The organism is Armatimonadota bacterium (assembly GCA_017303935.1).
GTDB lineage: Bacteria > Armatimonadota > Fimbriimonadia > Fimbriimonadales > Fimbriimonadaceae > JAFLBD01.
The window spans coordinates 1-12,630 of the sequence record JAFLBD010000002.1 but is presented as its reverse complement, the minus strand read 5'-3'; the positions used below and the strand labels follow the sequence as shown (position 1 = coordinate 12,630).

The following is a 12,630-nucleotide window of genomic DNA, read 5'->3' as shown; positions in this document are numbered from 1 at the left end:
CGGAACTAGTAGGTTAGTTTGCGCCGACCAGGTTGTCCGAGAAAGTGAGATTAATTCCTCGCTTTTGAATCTCTTCGACGAACTTGGTGCCAGTGACGGCTTCTTCATATCGAATGGCGCCATTTGGAATGCGACCTTCGGCTGCTTCAATCGCGTAGATTGCGACGCTAAAACCGGTCAATCGTTCCATGCTAGTGAATCCGGTAGCTTCGTCTTCCTTATCCAGAATGTCGATCTGGAGGCTGACAGGCTTGCCGCCCTTGGTGCCCGTACCGACAGCTCGAACTGCGCACATGTCGCGATCCACAAACTTGTCTAGCGCTGGACCGAAAACGGCATTGAAAACATCCTTAGGCACGATTTCTGTGCCGCGAACATTGACCTTTTCTTCGTTCCAGAATCCAAAGTCCTTAAAGATTCGCATTCGCTCGCAGTGGCCTGGGAAGCGAATCGTCTTGTAAACGTAATTCTTGACTTTGCCCTCAAAGGTGAACGGCGCAGTGCTGGTGCCACCCGATGTGTTGAAAGCTTCCATCTTGCCAAGACCATCTACTTGAAGGTCTTCGAGGTCAGCGAGGGTGTCGACATGGGCGATTTTGCCGTCCTTGAGAACAACCGCTTCATAGTCGTATTCGGTGACCAATCCTTCAACGTTGAAGGTCAGCTTGTAGTTGAATGGTGGCTTCGGATTTTGGGGCAGGACACCGCAATACATCTTGATAGTATCCGGCTCGTCCATTTGCTCCATCAGATACATGCCGAGGCTGTTGACCAGTCCTGGTGCCAAGCCGCAATCTGGAACCAGAGAAACGCCAGCTTCCTTCGCAGCGAAGTCGAGCTCGAGTGTCTCCATGGTGACTTCGGTGTTACCACCCAAATCGCACATGTGGGTGCCAGCTTTGATGGCGACCTTCGCGATTCGCGGATGCATCCAGTAAGGAACGCAGCTGATCAAAACATCAACATCGCTCAAAAATGCGAAGAGCTCTGCTTCGTTCAAGGCATCGACCTTTTGTGGGTGGCAGATATTGCTATTAACCAAATGGTTAACTCGGTCAGTGTTCTTCTGTGCTTGTTCTAGGCTGACATCGCCCATCAAGATTTTGGCTGGGTTGGCGAACTTTGCCAGGTCGTAGGCAGCAGCAGTGCCCTGCATGCCCGAGCCAATAATTGCGTAAGTTTTACTCATAGGTGATCGAAGCTCCGTTGGTTCGGCTCATCTAGGATGGCCATACTCCGTATCTGCCAGTTTACCCGGCCCATCCCCTTATTCCTCCCCTAGCATTGATACGAGGAGGTCTATTCATGCGCCTTATTGCTGGCATAATGTTTCACAACAATGAAGTCTTGTTGCGGGCACAAACCCGAGGGTAAAGGACCAAAGGCTTGGGAAGGATGGTTTCTTGGAGTCTTGGCGATTTTGGTGATTTCTGGATCAATCATCAAGTCCGTGGTGGCACAAACTCAGCCCGCCAAAGTTGACGTTTCGCGTCAGAACTAGGTACAATCCGCGCTTGTGGGAGGTGAGCCTGTTGGCGAGCCGATATCACCACGGAGGACACAGTGCCAGTAAAAAACAAGAGAAAGCAACCCCATTCGAACCGATTCATCTCCGCCGCTCAGCATGTCGAAGCCGACAAGCTCTATTCCGTAGTAGAGGCGATTGAGAAGGTTCAGGCAGCAGCCAGCACCAAGTTTGTCGAGAGCATCGACGTCAGCATCAAGCTCGGAATTGATCCTAAGAAGAGCGATCAAAACGTCCGAGGTACCACAAACATCCCTCACGGAACTGGAAAGAAGAAAACCGTTGCCGTTCTGGCAAAGGGCGATCACGTGAAGGAAGCTGAGGATGCCGGCGCCGACTTCGTGGGCTCCGACGACCTCATCACCAAGATTCAAGGTGGATTCAAGGAATTCGACGTCATTTTGGCCACAGAAGAAATGGCGCCACAGATCGGAAAGATTGGTAAGGCCCTCGGCCCCAAGACTCCGAACAAGCGAAATGGCACCGTCACCAACCAAATCGGCAATGCAGTTAAGGAAATCAAAGCTGCAACTCGTATCGAGTACCGAGCTGACAAGGGCGGCGTGGTCAGCGTGCCTCTTGGCAAGGTGAACTTCACCTCCGCGCAGATTCAAGAGAACTTCAAGGCAGCCGTTCATGCAGTGATCAAGGCAAAGCCTTCGAGCACCAAGGGCAAATACTTGGTCTCGTGCACTCTCTCGAGCACGATGGGCCCAGGCTTCCCGCTGGACGTCTCGGACGTAACCAAGTTCTCCGAATAGTCTTAGTAATCGATCATCCCAAATTCAGCTCCTGGGCTTGGCTCCAGGGGCTGAATTTTTTTCAGGTTGCCCATTTGCCCGGTATCATAGTGCCATGCCACTGAGCCGTGATCAACTCGCGATGCGCGCCGCTGCCGAACTCAAAGATGGGTTTAACGTTAATTTGGGCATTGGTATCCCGACACTGGTTGCCAACCATATTCCGGACGGTATGCATGTTCTTCTACAGAGCGAAAACGGCATGCTGGGAATGGGTCCGTTTCCGTTCGAAGATGAAGTCGATGCTGACTTGATCAATGCAGGTAAGCAGACGATTTCAGAGATCCCGGGATCCAGCTACTTTAACTCCGCCGAAAGCTTCGCGATGATCCGAGGCGGGCATATCGACCTGACCGTTCTTGGGGCGATGGAAGTCAGCGAGAATGGCGATTTGGCCAATTGGATGATCCCAGGCAAAATGGTGAAAGGCATGGGTGGTGCCATGGATCTCGTAGCGGGAGCAAAGCGCGTGGTAGTCGTCATGGAGCACACCAACAAAGCCGGCGAATCCAAAGTGCTCAAGGAGTGCAAACTGCCCCTGACTGGTAAGCACTGCGTGAACATGATTATCACCGATCTCGCTGTGTTCGAAGTCACTTCTTCGGGTCTCGTGTTGATTGAACACGCGAGCGATGTAGATGTCGACGAGATTCGCCAGAAGACCGAAGCGAGCTTCACCGTTTCGGAGTCGGTAAAGCCCGTTTCAGTTTAAGCGATACTTCACTCCGCGTCTTCGCGCGGAACGTATTCGAACTGAGTGAACCAAAACGCGCTCAAAATCAGCCCGACAACGGCAATTCCGGAAAGTACGGCGATCGCTACCGGATGTTGAATCGGCGCAGCGGCGGCGTTGACGATCGCTCCGGTGTCGACCGATGAGCCAACTTCGTATGCCGATAGCGCCTTCATGTGGCTGTAGATCGATGCATAGAACAACTCGCCGGGCATGTTGGGCACGAAAACTTCCCACCCGAATGTAAACAGCAGACAGTAAATCAGCGATCTATTGAGGATCAACGAGAAGAACACGAACAAGGCGCAGTTTGCCGCGCCACCAAGCCAAACGACGCCCAAATCCTGGATCAACGCACTTGTGTTGGAAGCCCCTTTTGTCGAAACGGCATAAATGACCAGAACGAGTAAAGAGGAGAGCAAGCCTACGGCAACCATCGCCGCGAGCGTCCTTCCCACTAGCAATTGCCACCTTGGAATCGGTCGTGTTAGCAGATAGACAATGGTGCGTTGCTCGACCTCGGCGGCAATCACCGTCGTGCTAAAAACCGCCGCAAACAGACCCACGAGGCGGAATCCCATGATTTCCATCAAGCCGGAGAATGTGGCGAGCGGACTAACTTGGGTCTGCCTCAATGTGATCCAGCCATAACCCAGACCGCCGACGATCAAGATAACGAGGAGCCAGCCCGCGAGCTTGCGGAAGCTGAGCATCTCCTTTAATGTGCTCGAAAAGATGTATCCCAACATTGCGCTTAGCCTCCCACCAGGTAGCCAAACACAGCTTCCAAGTTGTTGTCTGGACTCGAAAATCCAGTGATCTCTAGTTGATGATCGAGAACGATTTGTCCGAACGCGGAATAGAATGTGTCCGCATTCCGGACTTCCATCGTCACCCCGTCGCGGTCGATATCTAGGCTGATGATGTTGTCAAGCGATGCCATGTGCGAGGAGACTTTCCTGGGGTCTGGAGTATCGATCCTTATCCGGTGTGGATGCTTGTCGATTAGCGCACGAATCGCTCGCAAGTTACCCGTCGCCATCAATCGTCCGCGATGTAGCAAAAGGATGTTGCGGGTCATTTGCTCCACCTCGAAAAGAATGTGACTGCTGACGATGATGGATTTCCCTCGGTCGGCAAGATCGCCGATCACGCCCATAAACTCGTGTCGACCAACCGGGTCCAGACCGTTCAGAGGCTCGTCAAGTAGGATGATCTCCGGCTCATGCAACATCGCTTGTGCCAGCTTGATCCGTTGCCGCATCCCTTTCGAATACCCGGCGATCGGCTTGTCACAGCGATCCGCCATGCCTACCATTTCGAGCGTTTCACCGGTCCGTCGCTTCGCTTCGCCGGCACCAAGTCCTTGAAGCCGCGCCATTTTGGTCACGAATTCTCGCCCGGTCGATCGTTCGTAGAACTGATCGATCTCTGGGCAGTAACCCAGGTGTTTGTAGACCTCTGGGTTGGCGAACGGCTCGTGCCCAAACACTTTGACATCGCCTGTTGTTGGGCGGATCTGTCCGGTGATGATCTTGAGTAGCGTCGATTTTCCCGCGCCATTCTGGCCGATAAGCGCCGTGATTCCAGGCCCAATGGTGGTCGTGATATCGTTGAGACCGATGACCAGCCCGTACCACCGCGAAACATTTGTGAGTTCGATCAACCGATCACCTCCACTGCTTTGACCTTGCGATAGAAAATCGCGACTCCAGCCACAACCAGCCCGCCGATGATCAGTATCATCGGAAAAGTGGGAGGTGCGGGGACTTGCGGAATCCGAGACTGGCCGTCAAACGGTGCTGACCCATCTGTTCCCATGATCGCTTTCGAAATGCCGATCGACAACCCGTCGATTGAACCGTAGAAGAGGAGCTTGACAATCGGATTTCGCATTGCGATTTCGCTCTCGATCATTCCACCAAAGAGCGCTCTGGAAGCCACATAAACGAGGTTTTGATCCGAGATGTAGACCGCCTTCATCAGCTGGGTAAACAAATTGGCGACCAGGTAAATGCCAGCGTACAGCACCCCCGCGAGTCTGCCTTGCTTAAACAACGAGCTGATTCCGAGGACTAGTGCAGTATGCAAAATGGCGCTGATCAGGATTCCGAACAGCAACGATGGGTAGGCGAGGGGTTCCTTTAGGAAGCCGTAGCCTCGATAACTCAACGAACCGTACAAGAAGAAGATTGTCGTCGGTAGCGCCATCGAGATGAACAGAGGAATGAGCATGCCGACAAACTTCCCAACAACGTAATCGAGCCGAGTACACGGCTTGCTCAAGTACACCAGCAGTGCGTTTGCACGGTTATCGTTGGCGATACTTCCTGCACCGATAAGGAGCGCGATCAGCATGTAAATCAGCTGCCCAAACGAGAAGCCGATCAACATCGTGTCCCGCCAATTGATGGTGGAGATGAACCGATTCAGCTCTGAACCACCCTGTTCGCCCGCAGTGCCACCCAAGGTTTCGAGCACAAAAATGATGGTCAGCATGACGAGGAAGTACCAGCCACTGAGAACGGTGCCGATCCAGTACGGTTTTCGCTTGAAAACCTGCAAGGTCATCGTCCGCGCAATGACCCACCAGATTCGAGTTGGTGGATTTAGAGGTCCGTCATAACTGCGATACGTGAGGTCTGCAATCGGGTTGATTTGGCTCATTTCTGGACGACCTCCAGGAACGCCTCTTCGAGCGATCGGCGAGCTACTTGGATGCCCCGAACTTGAGAATTGGTGGCTCTCGCCACATCGAAAACGGCTTTTGAAACTTCAGGCATCGGTTTGTTCAATTGAATTCGGTAAGAATAGCGTTCGGCATAGAGGATTTTTGCCCCGTGGTTGATCATCTGCTGAGCCCATGCCTCGCTGGGTTCAAGCAACTCAACATCCACCGGTTCACCTTCTATCTTGGTGAGCTCGCTGATCGAACCTTGCATTTTCAGTTGCCCACCGACGACTACCACGACTTGATCGCAGGTTCTTTCGATGTCTTTGAGTAGGTGGCTGCTGACAATGACGTTGACATCCTTGCCATGGCTGATACTTCTAATGAGATCGAGCATGTCCTCTCGGCCCTTTGGATCAAGGCCGTTGGTTGGCTCGTCCAGGAACAGCAGTTTCGGACCGTGGACCAGAGCCTGGGCTAGCTTGATTCGCTGCTTCATCCCGGTCGAAAATGTCTCGATGTTTCGGTAGCGCGCTTCGCCTAGACCAGAGTATTCGAGCACTTCGTGTGCGCGCCGAATAGCCTGAGCGCGTGGCATTCCGGCGAGTTCTCCGGCATACGCCACAAACGCGACCGCCGGCATTCCGGGAAGATGGCAGTCTTGTTCTGGCATCAATCCGACCAATTGCCGAATTTTTGCCCCTTCTTTCAGAGTGTTTGAACCTAGAACGGTTGCGCTGCCTGAACTCGGTGTCAAGAATCCGAGCAGAGATTTGATCAGAGTGGTTTTTCCCGCTCCGTTCGGCCCAAGCAGGCCAACACAACCAGTTGGAATCTGAACGCTGAAGTCGTTAAGAGCGGTAAACCGCCCATACCGAACCGTGAGATTCTGTACTGACGCAACTGCTGCGAGGCTCGGTGGGGCAATCATAGGATTTGTTGACTTTACTTCAAGCTCCCGCGCAATGCATGGCGGTAGCCAAAACCGATGGCAAAAACGCTGGCCAAAATCCAGAAGAGTGACCAGACGGTGGCCGGAATGTATGTGAGCTGCTCCATGATCTTGGCATCGCTATGTCCGTTTGTCGTGCTAGAGATCAGGTACAGGGTTGTCAGCGCTTGAATACTCGTGAGGCATTGCTGAAAGCCAAGAAAACCGGTGAAGATCGGTACCGCTTTTTCGGGCAGTTTCTGGCTGGAGAAGATCAAAGCGAAGCTCCAAACGGAAGCAGAAATGATTCCGATGAGATCTGCTCGAATGAAAAGCCCGAGCATGATTGCGAGCCCGATTCCAGAAGTCATCAGCGCGATTCGGCTCGCCTTGACGGACCTCGCGCAGGCTATTAATACTCCCCCGATTACCGATGCACCGAAATACCCCGCGCTGGCCGAAAGCGCCAGAATTCCTCCCCGGCTTAGAGTGACTCCGGCACCGCTCGCATAGACCTCAATTCGTTCAACTTGACCGCCAGTCGCCATCGAAACTAGCGCGTGACAACTCTCGTGAAAATGTGTGTTGAGGTAGACCAGTGGCAGCAAAAAGTGACGAGTGAACGGCACAAACCAAAGTGCCAAAGACACCGCGCTGGTGATCAGCACGATTGTCCCCGGATGCAACTTTTTGGCGGCCATGTCTAGGTGTACGGACGTCAAGCAAAGCCGGTTTTGAGCTATGACTTTCGTCCTGGTTGAATCCAATGGTGCGTCACCCTCGTATCAACTTCAAGCACTAAATGCAGAAATCTGCTTAAATGCTGTTAGTTCGCTTGGTCAGATGGCTTCGTGAGCTAAAAATTACCGGAGGTGTTTAGAAGTATATGAAGAAGTTCATGAGTATTTTTATGGTTTCGTTGGTTTTGGGTGCCGTGGTGGCAGGTTGTTCGTCGGCTCCTACAGAGGAAAAGCCTGCGGGTGAAACCGCTGGTGGCGCTGCTGAAGGCGGCGAAGCCAAAACTGAGTAAACCAAACTAATAAATTAAACGCGGCCAATTGTCTCCAAATGGGGATAGTTGGCCGCAGGTATGTTTGAACGGCTGGTTTTTGGTCCAGCGAACCATTCCAAGCGAACTATCGTAAGGCAATTACGAGAAGAAATATGGATTCTGAGAAGAGCACTTCAAGCGCAGTGACCCTGGCGGATATGCAAAACAGCCGCGACGAGCGGAACATCCCGATCGATCGCGTCGGTGTGCGAAACATCACGTACCCCATTCAGGTGATGGATCGGTCGAATCAGATGCAGCATTCCGTTGGCGTTTTCACCTTGACGGTTGATCTGCCTCACCACTTCAAAGGCACCCACATGAGCCGATTCCTCGAGGTTCTGAACGAGCATCGAGGCGAAGTCAGCGTCCATCGAATCCCGAAGATTCTCGAAGACTTGCGGCATCGGCTTCAATCGGAGCGGTCCCACCTCACGGTCGATTTCACTTACTTTATCAATAAGCCGGCGCCAGTCACTCAGAAGGTCGGCGTCATGGGTTACGATTGCCGGTTCGAATCGGTGGGTGGCGCAGAGACTGATTTTGTGATGCAGATTGTCGTGCCGGTGACAACGCTCTGCCCGTGCAGCAAGGAGATCAGCGCTTACGGCGCGCACAATCAACGTGGTTATGTCACTGTTCGCGTCCGAACAAACAATCATGTTTGGATCGAGGAAGTGATCCAGATGATTGAAGAGAGAGCCTCGGCACCTCTGTATCCTGTTTTGAAGCGTCCAGACGAAAAGCACGTAACCGAACTCGCTTACGATAATCCGAGATTTGTTGAAGACATGATTCGAGAGGTCGCGCGCGGATTCGATGCTGACGAGCGGATCGTGTGGTACTCGATTGAGGTCGAAAACCATGAGTCGATCCACGCTCACAACGCCTATGCGTTCATCGAGCGAACCAAATCTCCGTAAATTCACTGGGAGATGAGCGTCTAAAATACCAATATGCTTTCGGCTAGCTTGGTTTCCCTTTTGGCGCTTTCAGGTTCACACTCGCTTTCTCGCGGGGCGATGGACGGATCGGAGTTTGGATACTGGGCAGTTTCAGATTCATTTGTCGACGCATCGGCTCCTTCCAAAAACTTTGGCCGAGACCCACTGCTCTCTGGAGGTCCAGGCAAGGTCATCCTGATCCGATTTTCAGGTCTGGGAGCAGCATTAGGAGCCGCCAAAAGGGTCGCCGACGCGAGCCTCGTGCTCAATCAGGAAATTGGAGAAGAGCCTCGGCTCGAAGGGATCTATCGAATCAATCAGCGCTGGGGCGAAGGGCCAGATCGCCGCGGAGTCGGGCTATACACTGTGCCGATTGAGGCCGGAGCAAAATCGCCTTCTTCTGCCGTGACCTGGGAAGACCGCCTTGGGGGCCTCAAGCCGCAACGTTGGCAATCTGCTGGGCTAAAAGGAACTCAAGATACGTCGCTCATTCGAGATGTGACTACTTCTTATGAGAACGGAAGATTCGCGATTTCCGGGCTCGGAGAAGCCGTTCAGGAAATGCTTTCACGTCCGTGGGAGAATTACGGCTTTGCGGTGATCTTCAAGAACCAAGTCGATTTTTCGAGTTCAGAAGCTTTGGGCGCACGACCGACGCTCGAAATATCGACAGAAAATCTGCTAGCAACAGGCTCAGATCTTGCAATTGAAACTTTGAGCACGGATATCGATTTTTCTGCAGGATTCCCGGCGAACGGCACACCCGTCAAATGGACGGTCGGACTCAAGAATCACGGTGATGCGACAACCGGTCCAGTCGAAGTGAACTTTGATGTGATGGGAACTCCGATGGTGGTATCGGTCCCGGCAATCTCGCCAAAGGGAAGCGCCACCGCAGACGCAACCATCGCTTTCGAACGAGTTGCCGATCCTCGAAAGCGTCTCGTGTCAGTCGTTGCGAAAGGCACAGCATCCGATCTCAACCCGGCGAACAACAGTTGGGCCGGACCAGAAATGTCTTTCCCGATCACCGTCGCTCTGCGGCCAGAAGACAAGGCAAAGCTCGATTCTCAGGGCGGAGCTGGAGCTTGGCTATCGTCAGGGGTCCGGTTCTTGAATGACACCGGATTACCCCAGAGTCGATTCAGTTTTGCTTTAGACGGCTGCACGACATCAGTCCGCTTGCAACGCATCATTGAATCTGATTCCGCACCAAAGATCAGTACATTTGATCTGAGAACCGCGAGCCGATTGCTCTTATCCTCACTTGGATGTTCAGACCTCAGCGTCCAGCAGATTCCGCGAACGTCCACCACCGGACGGTCGAGCAAAGATCCGTTCCCCGGAATCATGGGTGGTGGAGATACTCGAGATGAGACCGGATTACCGACCGTGCTGGGAGTGGTGGCGGAGCCATGGCTTGATCCAAGCTTTGCCCTAGTAATGCCGCAACCTTCCGGACTACTTTCCGCAACGGAACTCGGTTTTATTCAGGCGAAGCTCGTCAATCCAAATCTGTCGAATAAGTCGATGATTCCGGATTCCGCCATGATCCGTGTGTTAAGCGAGAACAATCAACTGTTGCGCGCGATCAAGATCGACCTCTATCCGTCGTCGGAATCGGGCCAGTTCTCGGAGACACCGGCACTTTCGCTCGATGCTAAGGCGGGCGTTGCACAGGTGCCACAATTGAAGTCGCTGATCGGGGATTCACCGGTCGTGATGGTGAAAATCACCCGCGACGGCGAATCCGCAGTGACCTTCATTAAGCGATGGCAATTGATCGATGCCTTCGCTAGAGGCAACACGGATTCTGCAATGGTGGCGCTTAAGGTTTCGCTGCCGGATGGTCCGATTTTGCGAAATTCCAATATCGCAAAAGGCCGGTTTGTGAGCGATAGTGCCAATCGTCCTCCGGCTCTCCTAGCGTCTCTGACCGACGAGGACAATTCAACGAGCGTCCCGATCACTGGTGAGAGTGGAAGTTGGATTGAAATTGATCTTCAAAAAGACCGAACCATCGGTGAGATCGTTCTCAACGCCGCTGGCGGAAATCTGCCGGAGAAGTTCAGGATTTCGACTTATCAAACTGGGCAACGCATCGATTCTGCCCGCCCGTGGGCTACGGAGATAGCCGGATTGTGGATGATCGCAAACCGAGGGACTGGCGAGGAGATCGCCTATCACGGACCCGCACGGCTAGCGAGATTCATCCGAATCGACTTTTTGGCGGGGCGCACTGGTCAGATCAGAGAAGTTAGAGTTTTTGGCCTAAAACAGTAGACGAAAGTCTATTAAAGTTTGTATTATGGAGGAGTGGAATTGGCCCACCCACTCCGCGTTCTGTTTCTTGATCTGAATTCGTTTTTCGCTTCGGTCGAGCAACAGGATCGCCCAGAACTGCGCAACAAGCCGATCGCGGTGGTACCGATGATCGCGGATTCGACGTTCGTCATCGCGGCGAGCGCAGAGGCAAAAGCGGCGGGTGTCAAGACTGTGATGCGCGTGAGCGATGCCATGCTCCGATGCCCCAATTTGACCTTGGTGGATGCCACTCCGGCCAAATATGTTCACTATCATAAACTCGTGATCGCGGCAGCTGAAAAAGTGCTTCCGATCGAAAAGGTGCACAGTATCGATGAATTTGAATGTCATCTGTTCGGTAAGGAGTGCGCGCCGCAAGAAGCCGAGCGCTTGGCTATGGAGATCAAGCAAGCGATTTGGAGCGAGGTGGGTAGCCAAATGCAGTGCAGTATTGGAATTGCTCCGAACTCCTTTCTCGCAAAAGTGGGTACGGAACTCGTCAAACGGGATGGCCTGGTCATTCTGAGCGATGACAAACTCCCGCACGCTCTGTTCGGGCTAAAACTCACCGATCTGCCAGGAATCAATCGCGCGATGTTGGCTCGGATGCAAGCTCATGGAATTTTCACGGTCGAAGATTTGTGCCGCGCTTCCGCATCGGAGCTAAAAGCAGCTTGGGGCTCCATCGTCGGTGAGCGATGGTGGCATCTGCTTAGGGGCGAACGGCTCTCACTTCCAGAGACTGAACGTAAGGGCATGAGCAATAGTCATGTTCTGCCGCCCAAAATGCGCACGGAGCAAGGAGCCAAGCAAGTGATGCTTAGGCTATTGCACAAGGCTGCTTCTCGGTTGCGTGCAGAGGGTCTCGTTGCGGGGCACATTTCTATCTCAGTGAAGGGCCGCACCAGATCTTGGGATGCGTCACTTCGGATCGATTCGACGAGCGATACGGTTCACCTGACAGACATCGCGCTGAAACTGTGGGAATCCAGCAACTTTGTGAATCCGAATTTGGTTGCGGTGAATTTCGGCGATCTCGAACCGGCTGGGATGGCAACACCAAGTTTGTTTACAGACCGGAGCACGGTGGCTTTCAGCGAGGCTCTGGATAAAGTCAATCAGAAATTCGGCAAGCAAACGGTGTACCTGGCAGGAGTTCAGCGTGCCAAGTGGATGGCTAGCGAAAAGATCGCATTCCAAAAGACCGAGCTTTTTGTTGAGGGTTCAGGTGACCACGAATGGGGACAAAAGGACTAATTTGTTCCATGTTTTTGACTTCAGTTGATGCAAAACTTGCAAAAAAATCAAGAACTCGCCATAATACTAGATAGAGGCACCCTAGGTGGCTCTCGGTCTTGACCAAGGAATGAATTCAGGCCGCGTGATTTGAGTAGCGAAACGCGCTGTAGGGAACTTAAGGAAAGTTGCAGCGCGAGCCATTCGGAAGGCGCAGGTGTGAAGGATTTCCCAGGAACCAAGACTGGTTGTCTGGAGAAATCAGTAATGAAGACTCGAACACTTAAACTAGCATTGGCTGTTGCCACGACGACACTGTTTGTCGTACCTGCAATGGCACAAGATAACTTCCCGGACGTACCGGAAAATCACTGGGCATTTGAAGCCATTGAGAACCTGAAGCGAGAAGGAATTCTCGTGGGTTACCCAGATGGC

The 12,630-nt window shown here is 52.8% G+C and carries 14 protein-coding genes; 8 read left to right on the top strand and 6 right to left on the bottom strand.

Annotated elements, in window-relative coordinates:
• Positions 1–13: 13 nt before the first annotated feature.
• Positions 14–1,189, bottom strand: coding sequence for a saccharopine dehydrogenase NADP-binding domain-containing protein (locus tag J0L72_04625; protein ID MBN8690063.1), 1,176 nt, complete (start codon positions 1,187–1,189; stop codon positions 14–16).
• Positions 1,190–1,339: 150 nt separating this feature from the next.
• On the opposite strand from J0L72_04625, the gene J0L72_04620 reads away from it, so the two are divergent.
• The 3 genes from J0L72_04620 to J0L72_04610 all read left to right on the top strand — a co-directional run bounded on the left by J0L72_04620 (position 1,340) and on the right by J0L72_04610 (position 3,037).
• The gene (locus tag J0L72_04620; GenBank protein MBN8690062.1) at positions 1,340–1,501 is read left to right on the top strand and encodes a hypothetical protein; all 162 of its coding nucleotides are present in this window, start codon (positions 1,340–1,342) and stop codon (positions 1,499–1,501) included.
• A gap of 62 nt (positions 1,502–1,563) precedes the next feature.
• Positions 1,564–2,286 carry a 50S ribosomal protein L1 gene (locus tag J0L72_04615; protein ID MBN8690061.1) on the top strand — a complete coding sequence of 241 codons (723 nt, stop codon included), beginning with the start codon at positions 1,564–1,566 and terminating at the stop codon, positions 2,284–2,286.
• A 94-nt stretch (positions 2,287–2,380) separates the two neighbouring features.
• Positions 2,381–3,037: a CoA transferase subunit B gene (locus J0L72_04610; GenBank protein MBN8690060.1), complete on the top strand. Its 657-nt coding sequence runs from the start codon at positions 2,381–2,383 to the stop codon at positions 3,035–3,037.
• Between the two features lie 8 nt (positions 3,038–3,045).
• On the opposite strand, the gene J0L72_04605 is transcribed toward J0L72_04610, so the two are convergent.
• Genes J0L72_04605 through J0L72_04585 form a run of 5 tightly spaced genes read right to left on the bottom strand, consistent with a single transcriptional unit; the run spans position 3,046 to position 7,382 of the window.
• Positions 3,046–3,807, bottom strand: a complete 762-nt coding sequence (locus J0L72_04605; GenBank protein MBN8690059.1) for an ABC transporter permease subunit — start codon at positions 3,805–3,807, stop codon at positions 3,046–3,048.
• A 5-nt stretch (positions 3,808–3,812) separates the two neighbouring features.
• On the bottom strand, positions 3,813–4,724 hold the full coding sequence (locus J0L72_04600) for an ABC transporter ATP-binding protein (GenBank protein MBN8690058.1): 912 nt from the start codon (positions 4,722–4,724) through the stop codon (positions 3,813–3,815).
• Positions 4,721–5,725 (bottom strand): ABC transporter permease subunit, encoded by a 1,005-nt coding sequence (locus J0L72_04595; GenBank protein MBN8690057.1) that lies wholly within the window; start codon positions 5,723–5,725, stop codon positions 4,721–4,723. The genes J0L72_04600 and J0L72_04595 overlap by 4 nt, the downstream gene beginning before the upstream one ends.
• Entirely contained in the window at positions 5,722–6,660 is a 939-nt protein-coding gene (locus J0L72_04590; GenBank protein ID MBN8690056.1) for an ABC transporter ATP-binding protein, read from the bottom strand. The genes J0L72_04595 and J0L72_04590 overlap by 4 nt, the downstream gene beginning before the upstream one ends.
• A gap of 14 nt (positions 6,661–6,674) precedes the next feature.
• Positions 6,675–7,382, bottom strand: a complete 708-nt coding sequence (locus J0L72_04585; GenBank protein MBN8690055.1) for a M50 family metallopeptidase — start codon at positions 7,380–7,382, stop codon at positions 6,675–6,677.
• 164 nt (positions 7,383–7,546) lie between these two features.
• On the opposite strand from J0L72_04585, the gene J0L72_04580 reads away from it, so the two are divergent.
• From J0L72_04580 to J0L72_04560, 5 genes are all read left to right on the top strand, one after another.
• On the top strand, positions 7,547–7,690 hold the full coding sequence (locus J0L72_04580) for a hypothetical protein (GenBank protein MBN8690054.1): 144 nt from the start codon (positions 7,547–7,549) through the stop codon (positions 7,688–7,690).
• Between the two features lie 134 nt (positions 7,691–7,824).
• Positions 7,825–8,634: a GTP cyclohydrolase I FolE2 gene (locus J0L72_04575; GenBank protein ID MBN8690053.1), complete on the top strand. Its 810-nt coding sequence runs from the start codon at positions 7,825–7,827 to the stop codon at positions 8,632–8,634.
• Positions 8,635–8,667: 33 nt separating this feature from the next.
• Entirely contained in the window at positions 8,668–10,938 is a 2,271-nt protein-coding gene (locus J0L72_04570) for a hypothetical protein (GenBank protein MBN8690052.1), read from the top strand.
• 39 nt (positions 10,939–10,977) lie between these two features.
• The gene (locus J0L72_04565; GenBank protein ID MBN8690051.1) at positions 10,978–12,216 is read left to right on the top strand and encodes a DNA polymerase; all 1,239 of its coding nucleotides are present in this window, start codon (positions 10,978–10,980) and stop codon (positions 12,214–12,216) included.
• 246 nt (positions 12,217–12,462) lie between these two features.
• Positions 12,463–12,630 (top strand): S-layer homology domain-containing protein (locus J0L72_04560; protein ID MBN8690050.1); only part of this gene is annotated, 168 nt, incomplete at its 3' end.

What these genes read in the sequence shown, in the direction of transcription:
- J0L72_04580 (MBN8690054.1), top strand. Translation starts at nt 7,547, where the DNA reads ATGAAGAAGTTCATGAGTATTTTTATGGTTTCGTTGGTTTTGGGTGCC.
- J0L72_04590 (MBN8690056.1), bottom strand. Translation starts at nt 6,660, where the DNA reads ATGATTGCCCCACCGAGCCTCGCAGCAGTTGCGTCAGTACAGAATCTC.
- J0L72_04575 (MBN8690053.1), top strand. Translation starts at nt 7,825, where the DNA reads ATGGATTCTGAGAAGAGCACTTCAAGCGCAGTGACCCTGGCGGATATG.
- J0L72_04570 (MBN8690052.1), top strand. Translation starts at nt 8,668, where the DNA reads ATGCTTTCGGCTAGCTTGGTTTCCCTTTTGGCGCTTTCAGGTTCACAC.
- J0L72_04605 (MBN8690059.1), bottom strand. Translation starts at nt 3,807, where the DNA reads ATGTTGGGATACATCTTTTCGAGCACATTAAAGGAGATGCTCAGCTTC.
- J0L72_04620 (MBN8690062.1), top strand. Translation starts at nt 1,340, where the DNA reads ATGAAGTCTTGTTGCGGGCACAAACCCGAGGGTAAAGGACCAAAGGCT.
- J0L72_04625 (MBN8690063.1), bottom strand. Translation starts at nt 1,189, where the DNA reads ATGAGTAAAACTTACGCAATTATTGGCTCGGGCATGCAGGGCACTGCT.
- J0L72_04595 (MBN8690057.1), bottom strand. Translation starts at nt 5,725, where the DNA reads ATGAGCCAAATCAACCCGATTGCAGACCTCACGTATCGCAGTTATGAC.
- J0L72_04610 (MBN8690060.1), top strand. Translation starts at nt 2,381, where the DNA reads ATGCCACTGAGCCGTGATCAACTCGCGATGCGCGCCGCTGCCGAACTC.